The sequence below is a fragment of the Arthrobacter sp. FW306-2-2C-D06B genome (assembly GCF_021789175.1).
GTDB lineage: Bacteria > Actinomycetota > Actinomycetes > Actinomycetales > Micrococcaceae > Arthrobacter.
The window spans coordinates 1,810,002-1,831,958 of the sequence record NZ_CP084560.1 but is presented as its reverse complement, the minus strand read 5'-3'; the positions used below and the strand labels follow the sequence as shown (position 1 = coordinate 1,831,958).

General features: G+C 64.9%; 17 protein-coding genes. 9 read left to right on the top strand and 8 right to left on the bottom strand.

Annotated features, from left to right (window positions below):
- Positions 1 to 128: 128 nt before the first annotated feature.
- The 9 genes from LFT47_RS08560 to LFT47_RS08520 all read left to right on the top strand — a co-directional run bounded on the left by LFT47_RS08560 (position 129) and on the right by LFT47_RS08520 (position 10,437).
- Positions 129 to 620 carry a hypothetical protein gene (locus tag LFT47_RS08560; RefSeq protein WP_236817103.1) on the top strand — a complete coding sequence of 164 codons (492 nt, stop codon included), beginning with the start codon at positions 129 to 131 and terminating at the stop codon, positions 618 to 620.
- A 13-nt stretch (positions 621 to 633) separates the two neighbouring features.
- Positions 634 to 1,125: a peptide-methionine (R)-S-oxide reductase MsrB gene (gene msrB, locus LFT47_RS08555; RefSeq protein ID WP_236817097.1), complete on the top strand. Its 492-nt coding sequence runs from the start codon at positions 634 to 636 to the stop codon at positions 1,123 to 1,125.
- 212 nt (positions 1,126 to 1,337) lie between these two features.
- On the top strand, positions 1,338 to 2,708 hold the full coding sequence (locus tag LFT47_RS08550; protein ID WP_236817089.1) for a DUF6421 family protein: 1,371 nt from the start codon (positions 1,338 to 1,340) through the stop codon (positions 2,706 to 2,708).
- Complete coding sequence (locus LFT47_RS08545; RefSeq protein ID WP_236817087.1) at positions 2,705 to 3,436, top strand: SDR family oxidoreductase; 732 nt, start codon at positions 2,705 to 2,707, stop codon at positions 3,434 to 3,436. The genes LFT47_RS08550 and LFT47_RS08545 overlap by 4 nt, the downstream gene beginning before the upstream one ends.
- A 9-nt stretch (positions 3,437 to 3,445) precedes the next feature.
- The gene (locus LFT47_RS08540) at positions 3,446 to 4,558 is read left to right on the top strand and encodes a threonine aldolase family protein (RefSeq protein ID WP_236817085.1); all 1,113 of its coding nucleotides are present in this window, start codon (positions 3,446 to 3,448) and stop codon (positions 4,556 to 4,558) included.
- A gap of 61 nt (positions 4,559 to 4,619) precedes the next feature.
- Entirely contained in the window at positions 4,620 to 5,279 is a 660-nt protein-coding gene (locus LFT47_RS08535) for a DUF3000 domain-containing protein (protein WP_236817083.1), read from the top strand.
- A 69-nt stretch (positions 5,280 to 5,348) separates the two neighbouring features.
- Entirely contained in the window at positions 5,349 to 6,701 is a 1,353-nt protein-coding gene (locus LFT47_RS08530; RefSeq protein WP_236817081.1) for an HRDC domain-containing protein, read from the top strand.
- A gap of 281 nt (positions 6,702 to 6,982) precedes the next feature.
- On the top strand, positions 6,983 to 8,275 hold the full coding sequence (locus tag LFT47_RS08525) for a thiolase family protein (protein WP_236817074.1): 1,293 nt from the start codon (positions 6,983 to 6,985) through the stop codon (positions 8,273 to 8,275).
- The gene (locus LFT47_RS08520; protein ID WP_236817072.1) at positions 8,272 to 10,437 is read left to right on the top strand and encodes a 3-hydroxyacyl-CoA dehydrogenase NAD-binding domain-containing protein; all 2,166 of its coding nucleotides are present in this window, start codon (positions 8,272 to 8,274) and stop codon (positions 10,435 to 10,437) included. The genes LFT47_RS08525 and LFT47_RS08520 overlap by 4 nt, the downstream gene beginning before the upstream one ends.
- On the opposite strand, the gene LFT47_RS08515 is transcribed toward LFT47_RS08520, so the two are convergent.
- From LFT47_RS08515 to LFT47_RS08480, 8 genes are all read right to left on the bottom strand, one after another.
- Complete coding sequence (locus LFT47_RS08515; RefSeq protein WP_236817070.1) at positions 10,418 to 11,503, bottom strand: nucleoside hydrolase; 1,086 nt, start codon at positions 11,501 to 11,503, stop codon at positions 10,418 to 10,420. The genes LFT47_RS08520 and LFT47_RS08515 overlap by 20 nt on opposite strands.
- A 10-nt stretch (positions 11,504 to 11,513) precedes the next feature.
- The gene (locus tag LFT47_RS08510) at positions 11,514 to 12,491 is read right to left on the bottom strand and encodes an aldo/keto reductase (protein WP_236817067.1); all 978 of its coding nucleotides are present in this window, start codon (positions 12,489 to 12,491) and stop codon (positions 11,514 to 11,516) included.
- Between the two features lie 39 nt (positions 12,492 to 12,530).
- Entirely contained in the window at positions 12,531 to 12,746 is a 216-nt protein-coding gene (locus tag LFT47_RS08505) for a hypothetical protein (RefSeq protein ID WP_028266791.1), read from the bottom strand.
- A 29-nt stretch (positions 12,747 to 12,775) separates the two neighbouring features.
- On the bottom strand, positions 12,776 to 13,336 hold the full coding sequence (locus tag LFT47_RS08500; protein WP_236817065.1) for a hypothetical protein: 561 nt from the start codon (positions 13,334 to 13,336) through the stop codon (positions 12,776 to 12,778).
- A 94-nt stretch (positions 13,337 to 13,430) separates the two neighbouring features.
- The gene (gene dxs / locus LFT47_RS08495; protein ID WP_236817064.1) at positions 13,431 to 15,404 is read right to left on the bottom strand and encodes a 1-deoxy-D-xylulose-5-phosphate synthase; all 1,974 of its coding nucleotides are present in this window, start codon (positions 15,402 to 15,404) and stop codon (positions 13,431 to 13,433) included.
- Positions 15,405 to 15,546: 142 nt separating this feature from the next.
- Positions 15,547 to 18,378 (bottom strand): aconitate hydratase, encoded by a 2,832-nt coding sequence (locus tag LFT47_RS08490; protein ID WP_236817062.1) that lies wholly within the window; start codon positions 18,376 to 18,378, stop codon positions 15,547 to 15,549.
- 139 nt (positions 18,379 to 18,517) lie between these two features.
- The gene (locus tag LFT47_RS08485) at positions 18,518 to 19,915 is read right to left on the bottom strand and encodes a class I SAM-dependent RNA methyltransferase (protein WP_236817060.1); all 1,398 of its coding nucleotides are present in this window, start codon (positions 19,913 to 19,915) and stop codon (positions 18,518 to 18,520) included.
- Entirely contained in the window at positions 19,915 to 21,888 is a 1,974-nt protein-coding gene (locus LFT47_RS08480) for an APC family permease (RefSeq protein WP_236817058.1), read from the bottom strand. The genes LFT47_RS08485 and LFT47_RS08480 overlap by 1 nt, the downstream gene beginning before the upstream one ends.
- Positions 21,889 to 21,957 lie beyond the last annotated feature (69 nt).

Sequence of the window (21,957 nt, the reverse complement as noted above, 5' to 3'; positions counted from 1 at the left end):
CGGTTGCGGGGCGGTGTTCCGAACAGCGCCCTGTGTGGCGTTTCTTCCCGCGAGTCGACGCCGCGGCGAGAACAGAATTGCCGAACGAAACCATGCCTCAAGGCGCGGCTCAGGTCTACGCTGTAGCCATGAGTGAACCAATCGTCATCCTTACCGAAGAGCCTCTCGGCCCGGACGACCGCGTCAATATTGCCAAACTGATCGACGGCGGTGACTCGCCCCTGGTGGTGTTGGTGCCCGCGAACACGGAGCGGCACTTGTTGGTGGACTTCCTTGAGAATCTCTCGTTGCTTGAAATAGCCAAGGCATTCCGGGATCTGCTCGCGGAGGCGCCGGATCCCCAGTCGGAGCGGGCCCAGGCTGCCGAGACCTTGTCGGCGTCGCTCGGGGCCCTGGATGGGCTGGGTGGCGGGGTGACCGGTGAAATCGTCGACGGCGGCGCCGTGGCGGGCTTGGTGTCCAAGGTCAAGGCACTCAATGCCGCGCAGGCCGTCGTCGTCACCCGCCCGCACGCGATAGCCGATACGTTCCATACGGACTGGGCGAACAAGGCCCAGGACCAGTTGGGGCTGCCTGTGCTGCATCTCTATGCGGGCTCGGGATTTATCGGCGACTCGTGAACGTTGAGAGAGCATGAGCACTGCAGACAACAGGAAATACTTCCAAGCCGCGGACCCCTTGGCCGGGGTTCCCCACCAGGACGTCCCGAAGGACGGGCAATGCGTGGAGAAGACGGACGCGGAGTGGCGCGAGGAACTTAGCCCGGAGGAGTTCAGGGTCCTTCGCCAGGCCGGAACGGAACGCCCGTACACGGGTGAGTACTGGGACACCCATACGGCAGGCGTCTACCAATGCCGGGCGTGCGGCGCTGAGCTTTTCACGAGCAACGAGAAATTCGATTCCCATTGCGGCTGGCCGTCCTTCTGGGCACCACTCGCGGAAGGCACGGTCCGTTACATCCACGACCGTACTTTAGGAATGGAACGGGTGGAGGTCCGCTGCGCCACGTGCGATTCACACTTGGGACACGTTTTCGAGGGTGAGGGCTACGGCACGCCTACTGACCAGCGCTATTGCATAAACTCCGTTTCGCTCAAGCTTGTCGAGACCCCTGCCGGGCAGTAGTCCGGGGCGATAATTCGAGCAAGGGCCCGCCACTCAAACGCCAAGCTACCGGCAGCCCCCAGGCCAGCCCTCCCCGGGCTGGATCTTCCGGGGGCTGTCGGAACCACTTGCGAAAGAGTTTCTTATGCTCGGGCCGCAATTGAATTAGCGACTCTGGCCGCTTGCTACGCTCGCCTCAGAACAATGATTCTTGAGGAAAGGCACCGTTGACGATGACCACCACCGTTACCACCACCCGTCCGCGCATCACCTCGGACAACCGGGACTGGATCTCCCTGAAGGCCGCAGCCACCGCCCTCCAGGCGTTCCAGAGCCAGGATGGTTCCATCCAGGATTCCCTCCACCATGAGGCTGCCCGGGCATACACGGCCACCATCATGGAGGCCATCACGAGCCTGGCTCCTGCGTTCCCGCATGACGCTGCCTATCTCGAACTCCTGGTCACGGATTTCGGCCGCTGGGCCGACGCCGGCTTCGGAGTCCCGGACTTCCTCGACTCGCTGCTGGCCTTCCAACCGCAGGAACACCGCGAGGACGGGCTCCAGCATCTCGTGGTGTTCCCCATGTACACCCAGAACGGCAGCACGAGCCGTCTTGTGGAAGCGGTACTGATCGAGGTGATCTGGCCCGAGTTCATCGGCGCATTGGAGGCCGGCGACTACTCCAACAAGCTGTTCGTTCCCATCCGTTTCCTGGACTTCACCCCCGGGTACGACACCAATTCGGCCGTGCTCTTTCCCGAGACCGTCGCAGTGCGGGAAACGCCTGCCTTCACGTGGGGGGCCATCTTCGCCGACCGCGAGGCCGCCCGCTTCCGTCGCGTCCTCAAGGCGGCTGCCGCAACAACTTCCCTTGAGCTGCCTGCGGATGCCGCCGAGCTGTTGGATGACCAGGAACTTACGCAGCGGACCTTCGTCATGTGGGACCTGATCCATGACCGCACCCATATGCGCGGCGACCTTCCCTTCGATCCGTTCATGATCAAGCAGCGGATGCCGTTCTTCCTCTACTCGCTCGAAGAGCTCCGCTGCGACCTGACGGCTTTCCGCGAATCCGTCAGGATCGAGAAGGACGAGGACGCTTCCCCCGACGCCCGGCGCCACGCGAAGCTCGTGCAGTACGCCGTCATCTTCGACCGCATCTTCCGCTTCGCGATCACGGGCAACCGGGTCCGCAACTACGACGGCCTCGGCGGCCAGCTCCTCTTCGCCTGGATGCACCAGCACCACGTCCTGCACTGGACCGACAGCAAGCTCAGCATCGACTGGGACGAGGCCGCCGACGTCGTCATCGAGCTCGGTGCCCGGATCGAAGAACTGTACTGGCGCTCCATCGATCGCCCCAAGGCTGCCCACTGGCTCGCAGCGTATAAGCTCATTTCCGGTACGGTCACTCCGCACCCGGCTTCGGTCTGGGCGAAGGGCCCGGAGGCGCTGCCGCTCGACGGACCGCCCCGCGGCCTCACCGACCAGGTCCTCGACGACGAATTCCCCCTGTCCATGTTCTACGAAGCACTGGAGAAGAAAATGCGTCCGATCATCGAATCAACCACCGGTATCACCGGGCAGACCGCAGCCTCATGACCGGCGGACCGCTGACTGTCGTCGTCACGGGCGGCAGCAACTCTTCCGGCATCGCCGTGGCCCGCGCCCTCGCGCTGGCCGGGCACCGCGTCTTCACGATCGGCTCGAACGAGGCCCGCATCAAGGCCGCCGCGGCCGAAGCGCGCAACGACGTCACTCCCCTGGTGTGCGATCTTTCCCGGTTGGAGTCCGTGCGCGAACTCGCAACCGAGATCCACGGGAGCACGGAACGGGTCGACGGCGTCATCCACCTGGTGGGCGGGTGGCGCGGTGCCAAGGGAATCGAAGACCAGCCGGATGCAGACTGGGCAGCCCTTGAGCAAAGCGCCGTCACCACCCTGAGAAACGTTTCCAGGGTCTTCTACAAGGATCTCGCCTCCTCCCCCACGGGACGTTTCGCCATGGTGAGTTCGACGGCGGTCGCCGCACCTACCGCCGGGGCCGCGACCTACGCGGCGGCCAAGGCTGCCGCGGAGACCTGGACCCTGGCCGTGGCTGACGGGTTCCGCCGTGATCAATCAGGCAATAAGGACGAACCCACGGAACAGCACAGCGCGGCCGTCGTCTTCGTGGTCAAGTCACTCTTGGACGCGGCGATGCGGCGCGAACACCCGGAGCGGAAATTCCCCGGATACACGGACGTTGAAGACTTGGCGGCGGCCGCCGTCGGGCTCTTCGACAAGCCGGCCGCGGAACTGAACGGACAGCGCCTCCTCCTGGCCAAATAGACTGAAAGCGTGAATGAACAAGTGACGAGCACTACAAAAGAATTCCCGGCTGCCCTCGAAACGGAAGCCAGTGGGCGACTCCACGACCCCTCCGTCCGCGGTTTCGCCTCGGACAACTACTCAGGCGTCCACCCTGAAATCCTGGCGGCCCTCGCCGCAGCCAATGGCGGCCACCAGGTCTCCTATGGGGAGGACCAGTACACGGAACGGCTCCAGGAAGTCTTGGAGCAGCACTTCGGCACAGGCATCGAGTGCTTCCCGGTCTTCAACGGCACCGGGGCGAATGTCTTGTCCCTGCAGTCGCTGCTGCCGCGCTGGGGTGCGGTCATTTGCGCCTCGACCGCGCACATCAACATGGACGAGAACGGCGCGCCGGAGCGGATCGGCGGCATCAAGCTCCTCCAGGTCCCGACGTCGGACGGCAAGCTGACTCCGGAATTGATCGACCGCGAAGCCTGGGGCTGGGGCGACGAGCACCGCGCGCAACCCCTGGCCGTTTCCATCACGCAGACAACGGAACTCGGCACGTGCTACACCCCGGAGGAAATCCGGGCGATCGCCGACCACATCCACGCCAAGGGCATGAAACTGCACATGGACGGCGCCCGGCTCGCCAATGCCGCCGCCCACCTTGGCGTGCCGTTGCGGACGTTCACCCGGGACGCCGGCGTGGACATTCTGTCCTTCGGCGGCACCAAGAACGGGCTCCTGTTCGGCGAGGTAGTGGTCGCCCTGAATCCGGAGGCCGCCCACGGGCTGAAGTTCCTGCGCAAGATGAACATGCAGCTGGCCTCCAAGATGCGATTCATTTCGGCCCAGTTCATCGCGCTTCTGGAGTCCGGGCTGTGGCTCCGCTCTGCGGAACACGCAAATGCCATGGCCTCGCGGTTGCGCGCAGCAGTGGACTCGATCGAGGGTGTGAAGCCTACTCAGGCCACGGAGTCCAACGGCGTCTTCGCGGTGCTGCCCGCCGGCGTCGCCGACCGCCTCCGCTCCTCTTTCAAGTTCTACGACTGGAACGAAGCGAACCGCGAGGTGCGCTGGATGTGTTCCTTCGACACCACCGAAGAGGACATCGATTCCTTCGTTGCCGCAATCAAGCGCGAACTGGGGTCCGCATAGGGCACGGGACGGGGCGGCGTGGCTTCAAGGTTTCGCCGCCCCGGACACATAATCTGCGAAGGTGAACGCACTCGCACAGGTTCCCGCGGATTTCTTGCATGCGTTGGGAACGCTACGAAAAGCAAAGTGCCGGAGCGAGCTGCGGCTCGCGGAAATCCCGGCGCCCTCCCGTTTGGCGCCGTACGCGGTGGCTCTAGGGGCAGAGGTCTTCAGCCGATCGACGCGTCCCGGCCGGACCCCGGTCCATGGCCCTGCAGCCATGGCATTTTCCAGCGAGAACAACCCGGGATCCCCGGCCGATGACGAAGACGATGAGCTTGCAACCGGCAGGTTCATCTTGCTCCACGATCCCGACGGCTCGGCTGTTTGGGACGGGGAATTCCGGATCGTCACCTATATCCGTGCCCAGCTGGAAGCCGACATGGGCAACGACGCCATGCTCGGTTCCGTTGCGTGGACATGGCTCGTGGACGCGCTTGAGAACCATTCAGCCCAGTACCGCGCAGCGGGCGGAACGGCCACGCGCATCCTGTCCGAGAGCTTCGGGACCCTGGCCGAAAGGCCGGAAACCATCGACATCGAACTCCGTGCCTCATGGACACCTGCGTCTTCGGATGTCCAGGCCCACCTGGAGGCATGGTGCGACATGGTCTGCACGTTCGCGGGACTACCTCCCCTGCCACCCGGCGTCACTCCCTTGCCTCATCGGCGGCTCACATGAAGGCCGTGAACGTCCGCTGTAACCGCCGACCGGACCGGCCGGGCACAGAGTCGGTAAACTGAAGGCACCATGACCCCTGAAAATCTGGAACCCACCACAGCCGGCGGTCCGGCTGCTGATCCCACACCACACATCACGGTAGACGGCTTCGAAGGCCGGATACCTGAGATCATCGACCTGGACGCCCCGCGCGAGGGCGTGCCGCTTGTCATCGACTCCCTGTCCGGCCTGGAACGGTGCGCCGCTGCCATCGCCGCAGGATCCGGCCCCGCCGGGGTCGACGCCGAACGCGCCTCCGGCTTCCGCTACGGGCAGCGTGCCTTCCTGGTGCAGATCAGGCGCGACGGCGCAGGCACATGGCTGATCGACCCCGAACCCTTCGATGACCTGAAGATCATCAACGAGGCGCTGCGCGGTGTCGAGTGGATCCTGCACGCCGCGACGCAGGATCTTCCGTGCCTGGCCGAGCTCGGCATGTGGCCCGACAAGCTCTTCGACACGGAACTCGCCGCACGCCTTGCCGGACTGCCCCGCGTGGGCCTGGCAGCCGTCATCGAGCAGCTCCTGGGCTTCGGCCTCGCCAAGGAACACTCGGCCGCCGACTGGTCCACGCGTCCCCTCCCGGAACCCTGGCTGCGGTACGCCGCCCTCGACGTCGAGGTGCTCGCCGAATTGCGGGAAGAACTCATCGAACTCCTGGAAGCTGATGGCAAGCTGGAATTTGCCGAACAAGAATTCGCCGGCATCCTCGGAGCGGGCCTTCCAGCCCCGCGAGTGGACCCGTGGCGCAAGACCTCCGGACTGCACCAGATCCGTGACCGCCGTCAGTTGGCTGCCGTGCGCGAGCTTTGGTACGAACGGGATCAGCTCGCGCGCAAAAGGGATGTTGCTCCCAGCCGACTCATTCCCGATTCCGCCTTGGTCGCCGCTGCCAAGGCCATGCCCACGACCGTTCCGCAGCTCCTGGCCACCAAAGGCTTCCATGGGCGGGCCGCACAGCGCGAAGCACCGCGCTGGCTGCGCTGCATTGCCGGCGCGAGGAACACCGAAGATCTTCCACCGCTGCATCTTCCCACCAACGCTCCCCCGCCTCCACGCGTCTGGACAGACCGCGATCCCGAAGCCGCAGCGCGCCTAGGGACCGCCCGCCCCCGGCTCCAAGAGGCGGCCGATGGGCTCAAACTTCCCGTGGAGAACCTGCTTACCCCGGATTACATGAGGCGCGTGCTGTGGCGGCCGCCGTCGGACATCACTGTGGAGTCCGTGTCCGAAGAGCTGCGCGCTCTCGGCGCCCGCGACTGGCAAATCGCCATCACGGCGCCGATCCTCACCGAGGCGTCACTTAATCCGCAGCCACTGCCGCCCAAAGAGCCCAAGGAGCCCCGGAACGCGGCGTCCAAGGAACGGACCCCTGCCCCCTAACCCAGGGTTCCCGCCTCCCTCCGTGACGCCCGCTCACATACAGGCCCTTCCGGCACAACGCCCGCTCACATACAGGCCCTTCTCCAAGTGCATTCTTTAGTGATGTGAGCGAGGATCCGCCGGGAACCGTTCATATGTGAGCGAGCGTCGGTTGGAGACGCGTCATATGTGAGCGAGCGTCTCCTTGCGCGCTAAGTTACCGGCGAGTAACATGGCCGTCAATGACACCGGCTTCCCGTGTGAGGGCTGTCCGGAATCCATGTCTCAACGAGGAGCCACACATGAGCCAAACCCGGAACAGCGCCAAGCCGAGGACAGTCCGCGACGTCGTCTTCGTGGACGGCGTCCGGACGCCGTTCGGCAAAGCAGGTGAAAAAGGCATCTATGCGGGTACCCGCGCCGATGACCTCGTGGTCAAGTGCATCCGCGAACTGATGCGCCGCAACCCTGGCCTGCCCGCCGAACGCGTTGACGAAGTCGCCATCGCCGCCACGACGCAAACCGGCGACCAGGGCTTGACCATCGGCCGCACCGCGGCCCTCCTGGCCGGCCTCCCCCGCAGCGTGCCCGGCTTTGCGATCGACCGCATGTGCGCCGGAGCAATGACTGCGGTCACGACGACGGCGAGCGGCATCGGTTTCGGCGCGTACGACGTCGTGATCGCCGGCGGCGTGGAACACATGGGCAACCACCCCATGGGCGCCGGGGCGGATCCCAACCCCAGGTTCATGTCCGAGCGGATCGTGGATCCAGCCGCCCTGAATATGGGCAACACCGCCGAGAACCTGCACGACCGTTTCCCGTCGATCACCAAGGAGCGAACCGACACCTACGCCGCGGCCTCCCAGGCAAAGCTAGCCGCCGCCTACGGCAAGGGCCAGATCCAGCCCGACTTGGTCCCGGTCGCCACGATGAAGCCCGGACAAGGCTGGACAGTGAACTCCATCGATGAGCCGCCGCGCCCCGGGACCACAGTGGATGACCTTGCGGAGCTACGCACGCCGTTCAGGGCACACGGCCGGGTCACCGCAGGCAACGCCGCCGGCTTGAACGACGGCGCGACGGCGGCACTCCTCGCCTCCGCCGAAGCTGCCGAGGAGCTCGGCCTCTCCGTGAAGATGCGCCTCGTCTCCTACGCCTTCGCCGGCGTCGAACCCGAAGTCATGGGCATCGGACCGGTCCCGGCCACCGAGAAGGCCCTCAAGAACGCCGGGCTCGGCATCGAGGACATCGGCCTCTTCGAGATCAATGAGGCCTTCGCCGTTCAGGTCCTGAGCTTCCTGGACCACTTCGGAATCGCCGACGACGACCCGCGCGTCAACCGCTACGGCGGGGCAATCGCCGTCGGGCATCCCCTCGCATCGTCCGGCGTGCGGCTCATGAACCAATTGGCGCGCCAGTTCGACGAAGACACGTCCGTCCGGTACGGCATCACCACCATGTGCATCGGCCTGGGAATGGGTGCCACAGTAGTCTGGGAGAACCCGCACCACGTGGATTACAACAGCGACAACAGCTACAGCAGCGCAACAGAGACCTCCGCCGACACCGAGAGCAAGGGAGCCGCAGCATGAGCGCCGCAGAATTCCAGAAACTGGCCGGACTGTTCCCGGACGAGACCGTGACTCACTCCTACGTTCAGGACATCGAACTCCCCGGCAACGCCGGAACGTTCGCCCTGATCACCCTGGACAACGGCCTGGACCACACCAAGCCCACCACCCTCGGACCCAATACCCTCGTCGAGCTGGGGACGGTGCTCGAGGGCCTCAAGGATCGCGCTTCCCGCGGCGAGATCGTCGGCGTCGGCGTCACGGGCAAGCCGTACTTCCTGGTGGCCGGAGCGGACCTCTCGGCGGTCAAGCGGCTCGAAGAGCGCGAACACGGCTTGTGGATGGCCCGGCTCGGCCACGACGTCTACGCGACGCTCGCGGACATGGGTGTTCCGAGCTTCGCCTTCATCAATGGCCTCGCGCTCGGTGGCGGGCTCGAAATCGCCCTCCAGTCCACGTACCGCACGGTCTCGACGGGCGCCGGCGCCCTCGCCTTACCCGAAGCCTTCATCGGGCTCGTCCCCGGCTGGGGCGGCGTCTACATCCTGCCGCGACTCATCGGCCCGGAAAACGCCCTCAACGTCATGATCGAGAACCCGCTGAGCAACAACCGCACGCTCACCGGCCCCCAGGCTTTCCAGCTCGGCATTGCGGACGCCATCTTCGAACCCGCGGATTTCGTGGAGCAGTCCATTGCCTGGGCTGCGAAGGTGATCGCAGGCGAGGTCATCCCCGAACGGAGCAACTCCGTGGATCCGGCGGATCCGGCAGTTGCAGAACGCTGGGCCGGCGCGGTGGCAGCCGGCCGGGCGTTCGTGGAGGCCAAGACCTCGAACGCATCACCGGCTCCGGCCAAGGTGCTGGACATCCTCGAGGCCAACCGGACCATGGGAAAGGCGGAATCCGCGGCCCTGGAATGCGAGACACTCGCTGATTTGATGCAGACGGATGAGTTCCGTTCCACCGTCTATGCCTTCCTGGACCTCGTGCAGAAGCGGTCAAAGCGGCCTGCCGGTGCGCCCGACCGCAAGCTCGCGCGTCCGGTGACGAAGATCGGCGTCGTCGGTGCCGGCCTAATGGCGAGCCAGCTCGCCCTGCTGTTCGCACGCCAGCTCAAAGTACCCGTGGTCCTCACGGACATCGACCAGGAGCGCGTGGACAAGGGAGTCGCCTACGTCCATGCGGAGGTGGACAAACTGCTCGGCAAGAAGCGGATCAGCTCCGACGCCGCCAACAGGACGAAAGCCCTCGTCAGCGGCTCCGTCTCCAAGGACTCATTCGCCGATGCCGACTTCGTCATTGAAGCAGTCTTCGAAGAACTCAATGTCAAGAAGCAGGTCTTCGCCGAAGTGGAGGCGATCGTCTCCCCCGAATGCATCCTCGCCACCAACACGTCCTCGCTGTCCGTGACCGCAATGGCCGAAGATCTCCAGCACCCGGAGCGCCTGGTCGGTTTCCACTTCTTCAACCCGGTTGCGGTCATGCCGCTCCTGGAAATCGTACGTGCTCCGAAGACCGACGACGCCGTGCTGGCCACCGCGTTCGAGCTCGCCAAGGGCTTGAAGAAGACAGCCGTGCTCGTCAAGGATGCCGCCGCTTTCGTCGTCAACCGGATACTGCTACGGCTCATGGGCGAAGTCATTGCCGCGTTCGACGAAGGGACGCCGGCGGAAGTCGCCGACTCGGCGCTGCGGCCCATGGGCCTGCCGATGAGTCCGTTCACCCTCAGCGCGATGGTGGGCCTTCCGGTCGCCCAGCACGTCCAGGAATCGCTGCACGCTGCCTTCGGCGAGCGATTTGCGGTCTCCCAGAACCTGCAGAAGTTGGTTGATAACGGTGTGAAGTCACTCTGGGCGCCTGGTCCCGAGGGAAAGCCGGTCATCCCGGCGGAGACGTTGGCGCTCATGTCCTTCGGCACCACTCCGTCCACGGCCGAGGAAGTCCTGCGTCGCACGCAGGACGCCTTGGCCGAGGAAATCGGACTCATGTTGTCCGAAGGCGTGGTGGCCGGCCCGGAAGACATTGACCTCTGCGTCATCCTCGGCGCAGGCTGGCCGATGTTCCTGGGCGGGATCACGCCATACTTGGACCGGGTGGGCGCCTCCGAGCGTGTCAACGGCAAACGCTTCCTGGCACCCGGGATCGCGTCGAAGCCGAACGCGGCTAGCGTTCCTGTCCGGTAATGTCCGGCAGCCTCCGGGCAAGGCCGCCCAATGAGCGCACCAATTCGGCAAACGCCTCCCCTGGGTGGTTCTCCGAGACGATGCGCGCGTTGGGAGGCTCGCCCCATAGAGCGCGGAAGTCCGCCACGGTGGTTCCGATGAGCCTCGGGGCTTCGGTCTCGACGTGTACTGTTGCCGTGCGGGTGCCGTACCGGGCGGTCCCGGCGGCGACGGACGCAGCGAAGTAGTCGTGGATGTGCGCCACATAGCCTTGGTCGTAGTGGCGATGGAACTCGAAATAAAAGCGCAGCATATCGCTGAGGTGCCGCACGAGTTCGTTGGAAGCGGTGCTGCGCCGTCCTTCCGGCTGTTCCGGAAGGACAAGTTCCGGCTCCGTGCAGCCTGCCTCGGAGGCCAAGGCGGCCAGGTGTCCGGGTGTCAATTCGATCCGTTCCGTGGTCTCGAGGGCGCACACCACCGGCAGGCGTTCCTCAGGAAGTCCGGAGTAGGCCGCAAACACCTCGGCCGCTGCGTGCGGATCAACGTGGGTGTTCCATTCGGCAGTCGGCGTCGTGTTGCCCTGATAGTAGTAGCTGCCGCCCATGATCACGACGCCGCGCAGCAGCTCCGGTAGCCGCGGCTCGGCCCGCAGGGCGAGGGCGAAGTTGGTGAGGGGCGCCGTCAGCAGGGCGGTCAGCTCCCCCGGCCGTGACCGGGCCGCTTCTACCCAGAGCTCGACGGCGTCGGCGTCGTGCACCTGTCCGTGCGGTTCCGGCAACTCGGCGTAGCCGATGCCCTGCGGCCCGTGGGTTTCCGGCGTCGTGGTCAGCGGGATCCGCAGCGGAGCCCGGGCTCCGATGGCAACGGGCACGTCGGGGCGGCCGCACAACTCGAGCAGGGACAGGTTGTTGCGTGCCATTTGCTCCGCCGCGACGTTGCCGGGAGTGCTGCTCACGGCTACCAGCTCCACATGCGGCTGGCTGCAGAGGTAGGCCAGGGCGAGGGCATCGTCGATCCCCGTGTCGCAGTCCACGAGCAAGCTCACGGGCTCGCGCTGGCCTGAAACCGCTGCCTGCTCCCCGCTCATGGAACGCTCCTTAGAAGAGGGCGACCTTGGGCGTGCGCGGGAAGATGTCGTCCATTTCGGCCCGTTCTTCTGCCGTGGGCACCCAGCGCACCGCTTTCGCGTTCTCGGCGATTTGTTCAGGGCGGGTGGCTCCGGCAATCACGCTGCTGACTGCGGGCTGGGCGGCCAGCCAGGAGAAGGCCAGCTGCAATTCGTTCAGGTCCCGCTCTTTGGCGAATTGGCTGAACCGGCCCAGCTGGACCCAGTCGGCGTCGTTCACCATGTTGGTCCGCGTGTGGCTGAGGCGCGATCCTTCCGGGGCGTTGCCCGGAGCATACTTGCCCGTCAGGAGGCCGTTCGCCAAGGGGAAATACGGCAGCACACCGAGCCCGAAGGCCTGCGCGGCCGGCAGCACTTCGAGTTCCGCGCGTCGGTCCAGCAAGTTGTAATGGTTCTGCGTCGAAATGAACCGCGCACCGCCCTGCATCCGGGCGACGTATTCCGCTTCGGCGATCTGCCAGCCTGCACGGTTTGAGTGACCGAGGTACCGGACCTTGCCGCTTGTCACGAGGTCATCGAGGGCGGCGAGGGTCTCGTCAACCGGGGTGAGTGGATCCGGCGTGTGGTACTGGTACAAGTCAATCCAGTCGGTGCCGAGGCGGCGCAACGATGCCTCGGCGGCCTGGATGATGTAACGTCGCGATCCCCGGGCGCCGAAATCGTTGCCGTTGGCGCCGTGCATGTCCATACCGAATTTCGTGGCCACGACGGCGTCGTCCCTGCGGCCTTTCAGGGCGACGCCCAGCATGGTCTCGCTGAGGCCCGGTTCCCGGCCGTAGACGTCCGCAACATCGAAAAGGGTCACGCCGGCATCCAAGGCGGCATACACCACCGCATTGGTACCCTCCTGCGATTCCGTGGCCGTATTGGCCCGCCCGAGATTGTTGCACCCCAAACCGACTACCGAGACGGTCAATCCGGAATTTCCAAGACGGCGATATTCAGTCATGGTTTCACCCTACAACGCCCGCGGGGGCCAGTCCGCCGCTCAGGATCCGAACGCGATGCCGGCCTCTTCCATCGCGTCGTGCAACTGGGCCATGACCTTGGGGCCCATGCCGTGCAGGGCCGCGACGCGTCCCTCCCCGAATTCGGCGAGCTGCTCCAAGGTTTCCAGACCCTCATGGGCGAGTGCCCTTCGAGCCGGAGCGGACAAGCCCTTCGGCAGCGGGGTGTGTCCGGGCCAGTTGCTCTTGGGCGCCATGTTTGTCCCTTCGAAGCGTGAGGTAGTCCTTAGAGGGTAAAGCCCGGACCGGTTTTCGGCGAGTGCTTTACTTTGAATGCGGTGGGTTCGGCATGGGGTGCGGCCGCGATGCTCAGCTTGGTGAAGTCGAGGTCTTCTCCCCGGATGCACACCTTGATGGCGTTGACGGCCTTGTTGACGTCCGGGCACAGGCAGAAAATGTTGAGCTTCGAGTCGCTGATGTCGGATCGGTCCACAATACCCAGGCCGCGCCAGGCCAGTTCGCTCGTCAGCGCGGCCTTGGCCTTGCGTTCAAGGTAGCGGTCCCGGTCGGTCCCGTCCTTCGTCTTCAGCGCGATCTGCGCGACCACCCAAAACTGCTCCGTCTCGGGAATCTCCGCATAGCCGTCTTCTTCGCATTGCGCGGCAAAGGCAGTCATGAGTCCTTCGACGGCGGATTCGTCCTCGACGTCGGTTTCGTCCGTGGCGCTCTGGTGTCCCACAACCCCGCGGTTGATGACGAGCTGCTTGAATTCCTCGTCATACCAAGCCTCCCGGAAATGGAGGACCGCTTCTTCGTCGCGCTTATAGGTGCGGATGATGCCGCTCATGCCTGTCCTTTTCTGGACCGCTCCGCGCAGGTGCTGTTCTGGACCTGTGCCGTCGAAGGGTGCCTGTGTGTTTGATTCCGCTGGGAACAGCCGTTCACAGCTTGGGGAGACTGCCCGTCGTCGGATGTCCTTGTCCTGGCAGGGGCCGCGCGAAAGGCACCTTTGTCCCCAGGACCTGCGCGACGACGTCGTGCGTTATCTGTTGGGCGGTAAGCCCAACCCGCTCAAGAACCTGGCTCCGGGTTCCATGGTCGAGGAATTCGACCGGAAGCCCCACCTCGTTAAGGGCCGTGTCCACACCTGCCGCGCGCATCTCCTGGCGGATCCGGGAGCCGACGCCGCCCGCACGGACGCCGTCTTCGATGCAGATCACCAATCGGTGCCGGGCGGCGAGGTCAATGATGGACTTGCGCACGGGAAGGACCCACCGCGGATCCACCACGGTGGAACTGATGCCTTGGGAGCCGAGACGGGACGCGACGTCGAGGGCGAGCTCGGACATGGCACCGACGCTGACAATCAGGACATCGTTCTCGGTGGAGCCTTCGGGGCGGCGCGCCAGCACGTCGACGCCGTCGGAAAGCCGTTCGATCGCTTCGATCTCACTTCCCACGCTGCCCTTGGAGAAACGCACGACGCTGGGCGCGTCCGCGATGGCAACAGCTTCGCGGAGTTCTTCCCGCAGGCGGCTGGCATCCCGCGGAGCCGCGAGGTGCAGCCCCGGAACGATCTGGACCATCGCCATGTCCCACATGCCGTGGTGGCTGGCTCCGTCCGGGCCCGTCACGCCGGCACGGTCCAACACGACCGTCACCCCGGCTTTGTGCAGGGCAACGTCCATGAGGAGCTGGTCGAAGGCACGGTTCAGGAACGTCGCGTAAACGGCGACGACGGGGTGCAGTCCGCCAAAGGCCATGCCGGCGGCCGAGGTGAGGGCGTGCTGCTCCGCGATCCCGACGTCGATCACTCGTTCCGGGTGCCTTTCCGCGAACTTGTGCAATCCGACGGGGATCAGCATGGCCCCGGTGATGCCTACGATGTCGTCGCGCTCATCCGCGATGTCAGCGATTTCCTCTGCGAACACCGATGTCCAGGAGCGGGCTCCACCGGCTTCGGTGGGTTCGCCGGTTTCGGGATCGATGATCCCGACGGCGTGGAACTGGTCCGCCTCGTTGGCGAGGGCGGGTGCGTAACCATGCCCCTTTTCGGTCATCGCGTGGACGATCACGGGGCCGCCGTAATTGCGGGCAGTAGTGAGCGCGTGCTCAAGGGCCCGCATGTTATGGCCGTCGACAGGGCCGATGTACTTCATGCCGAGGTCTTCGAACATGCCTTGCGGAGCCCACCAATCCTTGATGCCCTTCTTCATGGCATGCAGGCTCTTATAGGTGAACTGCCCGATCGGTCCACCGCTCTGAAGCTTCTGCTTCCACCAGTCCAACACCACTTCGTAGGTGGGGGCCGCCCGGAGGGAATCGATCGTGGGGCGCAGTGAAGCGAGGTAGTCTGCGACGCCGCCGACGGTGGGCGCATAGGAGCGCCCGTTGTCGTTGACGACGATCACCACGCGGCGTCGCTTGTCGGCGGCGATGTTGTTGATCGCCTCCCACGCCATACCGCCCGTCAGCGCACCGTCTCCGACGACGGCGACAACGCAGCGATCGCCCTCGCCGGTCAACTGGCGGGCCCGGGAGATACCGTCAGCCCAGGACAAGGAGGACGACGCGTGGGAGCTTTCCACGATGTCGTGCTCGGACTCTGCGCGATCGGGGTAGCCGGACATTCCCCCTTGCTGCCGGAGGGTGCTGAAATCCTGCCTGCCGGTCAGCAATTTGTGGACGTAAGACTGATGGCCTGTGTCGAAAACGATGCTGTCGCGCGGCGAATCGAAGACTTTATGGATGGCCATGGTGAGTTCCACCACGCCAAGGTTCGGTCCGAGGTGACCACCCGTTTGGGCGACGTTGGTGATGAGGAAAGTCCTGATCTCGCCTGCAAGCTGCTCCAACTGCTCACTGGTGAGCTTGCTCAGGTCCTGCGGGTTCCGGATTGTCTCCAAAAGTCCCAACGGCCCCTCCTTAGGGTGATTGACGTGCTATACAACTCTAACGCCTTGGCCGGCACCAAGCCGCAGGAAAGGCTACAGCCCCGGCCGGTCGATGACCAGCCGGGGCTGTAGCTGTTGCCTTGTGGCTCAGGCGGAGTTCCCGCTAGTGTGCCGAGATTTGGCGCAAAACGTACTGCAGGATGCCGCCGTTGCGGTAGTAGTCCGCTTCGCCCGGGGTATCGATGCGCAGGACGGCATCGAAGGACTTGGTGCTGCCGTCCTCTGCCGTTGCGGTGACCTTGAGCGTCCTCGGCGTCGTGCCGTTGTTCAGCTCGGTGACGCCCTCGACAGAGAACGTTTCCGTGCCAACAAGGCCCAGCGACGCAGCGGACTCGCCCGCCGGGTACTGCAGCGGGAGGACGCCCATGCCGATGAGGTTGGAGCGGTGGATGCGCTCGTAGCTTTCGGCGACGACAGCCTTCACGCCCAGCAGCGCGGTTCCCTTGGCGGCCCAGTCACGGGACGAGCCGGAGCCGTACTCCTTGCCTGCAAGGACCACCAGCGGGGTGCCGGCTGCCTGGTAGTTCTGGGCAGCGTCGTAGACGTAGGCCTGGGGGCCGTCCGCCTGGGTGAAGTCGCGGGTGAAGCCACCCTCGACGCCCGCACCGTCGTTGAAGTCAGCGAGCAGCTGGTTCTTGATGCGGATGTTCGCGAACGTTCCGCGGATCATGACCTCGTGGTTGCCACGGCGTGAACCGTAGGAGTTGAAGTCCTTGCGCTCCACACCGTTGGCCAGAAGGTACTGGCCTGCCGGGGTGTCCGACTTGAAGGAACCGGCCGGGGAGATGTGGTCGGTGGTGACCGAATCGCCGAGCTTCAGCAGCACGCGGGCGCCGGCGATGTCCGTTACGGGTTCCGGCTGCGCCTTCATGCCTTCGAAGTACGGGGGCTTCCGCACGTACGTGGACTTGGCGTCCCAGGCGAAGGTGTCGCCTGCCGGGGTCTCGAGTGCCTTCCAGCGGTCGTCGCCGTCGAAGACGCCCTCGTAGCCGCGGGCGAACATTTCCTTGTCGATCGAGGAATCGATGACCTTCTGGACCTCGACAGGGTTCGGCCAGATGTCCTTCAAGAAGACATCGTTACCGTCCTGGTCCTGGCCCAGCGCATCGGCGTCGAAGTCGAAGTCCATGGTTCCGGCCAGAGCGTACGCGATGACCAGCGGCGGCGAGGCCAGGTAGTTCATCTTGACGTCCGGGTTGATGCGGCCTTCGAAGTTGCGGTTGCCGGAGAGGACAGCCGTAACGGAAAGGTCGTTGGCCTGGATGGCCTCCGAGATTTCCGCGTCGAGCGGTCCGGAGTTGCCGATGCAGGTCGCGCAGCCGTAGCCCACGATGTAGAAGCCGAGCTTCTCCAGGTAGGGAGTCAGGCCGGACTTCTCGTAGTAGTCGGTGACAACCTTGGAGCCGGGAGCGACCGAAGTCTTGACCCATGGCTTGGAGGCGAGGCCCTTGTCGACGGCGTTGCGGGCGAGCAGCGCGGCAGCCAGCATCACCGAAGGGTTGGACGTGTTGGTGCAGGAGGTGATCGAAGCGATCGAGACGGCACCGTGGTCCAGTTCGAATTCGCGGCCGTCAGCTGTTGTGACGTTCACTTTTTTCGACGGACGACCGTTGGACTTCGGGCCATGTGCGTGCGGCGCTACGTCGGCCAGGTGCGTCGTGGAGGCGGTGAACGACGGCGAATCGGAGGCCGGGAAGCTCTCGTCGATAGCTTCGTCGAGGCTTCCGTCCGCCAGGTCTTCCTTCACGTAGTTGCGCAGGTCCTCGCGGAACTGGGCCTTGGACTCCGTGAGGATGATCCGGTCCTGGGGGCGCTTCGGACCCGAGATGGAGGGGACAACCGTGGACAGGTCGAGCTCGAGGTACTCGGAGAACTTGATCTCGTGCGAGGGATCGTGCCAGAGGCCCTGTTCCTTCGCGTAGGCCTCGACCAGGGCGACGTTCTGCTCGGAGCGGCCGGTGAGGCGCAAATACTCGAGCGTGACGTCGTCGATCGGGAACATCGCTGCCGTGGAGCCGAACTCCGGGCTCATGTTGCCGATGGTGGCGCGGTTGGCCAGCGGCACGGCCGCGACGCCTTCGCCGTAGAACTCCACGAACTTGCCGACCACACCGTGGTTGCGCAGCTGCTCGGTGATGGTCAGGACGACGTCGGTGGCGGTGGCGCCGGCGGGGATGGAGCCCGTGAGCTTGAAGCCGACAACGCGCGGGATCAGCATGGAGACGGGCTGGCCGAGCATGGCAGCTTCGGCTTCGATGCCGCCTACGCCCCAACCCAGCACGCCCAGGCCGTTGACCATGGTGGTGTGGGAGTCCGTGCCGACGCAGGTGTCGGGGTAGGCGCGCAGGACGCCGTCAACTTCGCGGGTCATGACGGTGCGTGCCAGGTATTCGATGTTGACCTGGTGGACGATGCCGGTTCCCGGGGGAACAACCTTGAAGTCGTCGAAAGCAGTCTGGCCCCAGCGCAGGAACTGGTAACGCTCGCCGTTGCGCTGGTATTCGATCTCCATGTTGCGCTCAAGGGCGCCGGAGTTGCCGAAGGCGTCGATCTGCACGGAGTGGTCGATGACCATCTCAGCCGGAGCCAGCGGGTTGACGCGCTTGGGGTCGCCGCCGAGGTCCTTGATGGCTTCGCGCATGGTGGCAAGGTCAACCACGCAGGGAACCCCGGTGAAGTCCTGCATGATGACCCGGGCCGGGGTGAACTGGATCTCGGTGTCCGGCTGGGCATTTGGATCCCAGCCAGCCAGGGCGCGGACGTGGTCGGCCGTGATATTGGCGCCATCTTCCGTCCGCAGGAGGTTTTCAAGCAATACCTTAAGGCTGAACGGAAGGCGGTCTGCGCCCTCAACGGAGTTCAACCGGAAAATTTCATAATCGGTGCCGGCTACATTCAGTACGCCTTTGGAACCGAAGCTGTCCACAGTGCTCATGGCAGGACTCCTCTCGCAACAGCTTTCATCTTTGTCGCGTGGTTGACCGCTAGCTAGTTAGGCAAACCTAATCTGAGCAGCGTGCGGCCGGTGGAGAAGTGAAGCGCGACGTAGGACTTCTCCACCATCGTAGTGGCGGCTACGCCGCGGGCACCAGCAACGCAACGGTCTCAAGGTGATGTGTGTGCGGATACAGGTCGAAGGCCCGGAGGGATTCAAGGCGCCATCCGCCGTTCCGGAAGTACCCCAGATCACGCGCGAAGGACGCCGGATCACACGACACATAGGCGATTGCCCGCGGCCCGGACTCGATGAGCTGGCTGACTACGGCTTTGCCAGCGCCGGCCCGCGGCGGGTCGATCACCAAGGCGTCGAAGCTCCGGGGGCGCTGCCGGAGGACACGTTCCACCCTGCCCTGGACTATTTCCACGTGGGTCTCTCCATGCAGGTTTTTGCGGGCATCCCGGCTCGTCCCGGGGGATCCTTCCACGGACAGCACCGAACCGGTAATTCCCACCGCATCCGCCAAGGGCGCCGTAAACAATCCGGCTCCCGCGTAAAGATCGGCGACGGCCGATCCCGGAAGGAGGTAGCCGCCGTCGTGCAGGAATCCTGTCACCGCCCCCACAAGGGTTCCGGGCGCATCCTTGTGGATCTGCCAGAACCCTTCTCCCGTCACACGGTATTCGTGGCCGGCAGCCGATTCCTGGACCCACGTCCTGCCGCGCAGCTGCAGGACTTCGCCGCCCACGGGGTCGAAGCTTGCCACCGAGGCTTCTTGCGGGAGCTGGCCGAGGATGCGGTTGAGGCGCCGGGCATCGGTACCTTCTCCGGGGGCAAGAAGGACGAGCGGGCGCGACCCGTTGGCAGGCGCGGCCACTTCCACCCTCGAAATCCCCCGCAGATCGATGTCCCAGAGCCGTAAATCGTTGATGCCGGGCAACGCCAACGGCATCTCGTGAACCGGAATCACGACGTCGGAGCGGTGGGCATGCATCCCCAGGCGGCCACCGGGGGTGACGGCGAAGCTGGCACGGGTCCGCCAGCCCAGCCCTGTCTCGCCGTCGGAACCTGCGACGCTGTCGGAGCGCGGATCGCCGGCGGCGGCCGGCTCCACTTCGACATTGAGTTCGACACCGGCGAGCCGCTTGAGCTGCTCAGAGAGGACTTCGGCTTTGAGAAGACGCTGCCGTTCGAGTGTTACGTGCCCGAGCTCGGCGCCGCCCACGGGCGGACCGCCCTTGCGCCAAGCGGCAAGTGAGTCGGCGAGCGGCCAGAAATGGCGTGTCCGGTCGTCTGATGCTTCCAGGACGTCGACGACGTCGGCACGCCAGAACCGCGAAGACTCCCCCGAGTCGGTCAGCCTGACCCGGGCCTTCTCCCCCGGGATGCCGTGCCGGACAAAAATGACCCGGCCTTCGTGCCGTGCGACAAAGTGGCCGCCATGGGCGATGGGGCCGACGTCCACCACCAGCTCCGTGGCAGCTCCGTCCTGGGCCGTGGGCAAGCTGGATTCGGTGTTGCTGGGGTGGGTCATCAGGTATCCTGCAATGCCTTTGCTTCTTCGGAGGACTTCAGTTGCCATGGAACGCTGGCCACCATGACGCCGGGCTCAAAGTGGAGCCGGGCCTTGATGCGCAAGGCGGTCTGGTTGTGGACGAGCTGTTCCCACCACTTGCCGACGACGTACTCCGGGATGTAGACGACGATCAGGTCGCGCGGGGAATCGCGGCGCATGTTCTTGATGTAGTCCAGGATGGGCGTGACGGTTTCCCTGTACGGGCTCGCCAGGACAGTCAACGGGACCGGGATGTCCAGCTTCTCCCAGGCCTCTACAGTGTGCGCCGTTTCCTCATGGTCGATGTCGACGATGATCGCGTCCAGCCGGGACGGCCTCGATGCCCGGGCGTAGGCGAGGGCGCGCAGGACCGGTTTGCGGACGTGGGACACCAACAGCACGGCGTGGACCCGGGTAGGCAATGCACGCGGGGAGGAATCCTCGTCAACGGCAAGTTCCTTGGCCACATTGTCGTAATGGGCGCGGATGCTCCACATGATGAGGAACAGGACGAACATCGCCAGAAGGGCGATCCAGGCGCCCTGCTCGAACTTGGTGATCAGCACGATGGTCAGCACCAGCGCCGTCATGGCGAAGCCGAGCCCGTTGATGGTGCGGGACTTCAGGATCCTGCGGCGGACGGCTTTGTCCTGCGCGAGTTTGAGTTCCCTGCCCCAGTGACGCACCATGCCCAGCTGGCTCATCGTGAAGGAAATGAAGACGCCGACGATGTACAGCTGGATGAGCTTGGTGACATCGGCGTTGAAGGAAATGATGAGGACCAAGGCCCCGGCCGCAAGGGCGAGGACGCCGTTGCTGAAGGCCAGGCGGTCTCCGCGGGTCCGAAGCTGCCGGGGAAGGTAGCCGTCCTGGGCGAGGATCGACCCCAGGACCGGGAATCCGTTGAATGCCGTGTTGGAGGCGAAGACGAGGATGACGCCGGTGGCGGCGACAACAACGTAGAACGGGATGGACCCGGGGCCGAAGATCGTCTGTGCAATCTGGCTGATGGCGGGGTTCTGGATGTAGTCGTCCGGGAGCGGTTGGCCATGCAGGAGGAATTCCTTGGCCGGATCCAACACGATGTGGACCTTGGTGGCGTTGGCAAGGTAGATGATGCCGGCGAGCATGGCCGAGGCGATGACTCCGAGCAGCATCAACGTGGTGGCCGCGTTCTTGCTTTTGGGCTTCTTGAAGTTCGGCACGCCGTTGCTGATGGCCTCCACACCGGTCAGGGCGGCTGCGCCGGAGGAGAAAGCCCGGAGGAGCAGGAACGCCCCTGCCAGGCCCACGAGTCCCTGGTCGAATCCCTCTTGCGGGACGATCGTGAAGGCTGCCGAAGGAGCCTGGCCGAGCTGGCCTGTGGCCGCCTGGAAGATACCGACGGCCGTCATGCCCAGGATGGAGAACATGAAGATGTAGGTGGGAACCGCGAAGACACTGCCCGCTTCCTTGATTCCGCGCAGGTTCACGAGTGCCAGGACGACGACGCCGACTGTGGCGATGAGCGCCTGCTGCCCATGCAGCGAGGGGATCGCCGTAGTCAGGTACGCCGCCGCGGAGGACATCGACACGGCGACGGTGAGTACATAGTCCACCAACAAAGCGGCGGCGACCGTCAGGCCCGCGAACTTCCCCAGATTGACGTTGGCGATTTCGTAATCGCCGCCGCCTGAAGGGTAGGCGTGGACGTTCTGCCGGTACGAGGCGACAACCGTGAGCAAGACCACCATGACCGCGAGGCCTACGAGCGGCGAAATGGCCACGGCGCTCACGCCCGCGAGGGCCAGGGTCAGCAGGATTTCGTCAGGGGCATACGCCACGGAGGACAGGGCATCCGAAGCGAAAATCGGCAGCGCAATGCGCTTGGGAAGCAGGGTGTGGGCCAGGCGGTCGTTCCGGAACGGCCGCCCCACCAACACCCGCTTCGCGGCGTTGAGAATTGTCAGCACTCCGCAAAGCTACTCTGAATCGAACGCGATGTCATGACGGCGGACTGGCTTCCGCGACTTGCCCCGGTA

Bases quoted from the DNA above. Each gene is read 5' to 3' on its own strand.
- LFT47_RS08560 (WP_236817103.1), top strand. From the start codon at position 129: ATGAGTGAACCAATCGTCATCCTTACCGAAGAGCCTCTCGGCCCGGAC.
- msrB (WP_236817097.1), top strand. From the start codon at position 634: ATGAGCACTGCAGACAACAGGAAATACTTCCAAGCCGCGGACCCCTTG.
- LFT47_RS08550 (WP_236817089.1), top strand. From the start codon at position 1,338: ATGACCACCACCGTTACCACCACCCGTCCGCGCATCACCTCGGACAAC.
- LFT47_RS08545 (WP_236817087.1), top strand. From the start codon at position 2,705: ATGACCGGCGGACCGCTGACTGTCGTCGTCACGGGCGGCAGCAACTCT.
- LFT47_RS08530 (WP_236817081.1), top strand. From the start codon at position 5,349: ATGACCCCTGAAAATCTGGAACCCACCACAGCCGGCGGTCCGGCTGCT.
- LFT47_RS08525 (WP_236817074.1), top strand. From the start codon at position 6,983: ATGAGCCAAACCCGGAACAGCGCCAAGCCGAGGACAGTCCGCGACGTC.
- LFT47_RS08520 (WP_236817072.1), top strand. From the start codon at position 8,272: ATGAGCGCCGCAGAATTCCAGAAACTGGCCGGACTGTTCCCGGACGAG.
- LFT47_RS08515 (WP_236817070.1), bottom strand. From the start codon at position 11,503: ATGAGCGGGGAGCAGGCAGCGGTTTCAGGCCAGCGCGAGCCCGTGAGC.
- LFT47_RS08510 (WP_236817067.1), bottom strand. From the start codon at position 12,491: ATGACTGAATATCGCCGTCTTGGAAATTCCGGATTGACCGTCTCGGTA.
- LFT47_RS08505 (WP_028266791.1), bottom strand. From the start codon at position 12,746: ATGGCGCCCAAGAGCAACTGGCCCGGACACACCCCGCTGCCGAAGGGC.
- LFT47_RS08500 (WP_236817065.1), bottom strand. From the start codon at position 13,336: ATGAGCGGCATCATCCGCACCTATAAGCGCGACGAAGAAGCGGTCCTC.
- LFT47_RS08490 (WP_236817062.1), bottom strand. From the start codon at position 18,378: ATGAGCACTGTGGACAGCTTCGGTTCCAAAGGCGTACTGAATGTAGCC.
- LFT47_RS08485 (WP_236817060.1), bottom strand. From the start codon at position 19,915: ATGACCCACCCCAGCAACACCGAATCCAGCTTGCCCACGGCCCAGGAC.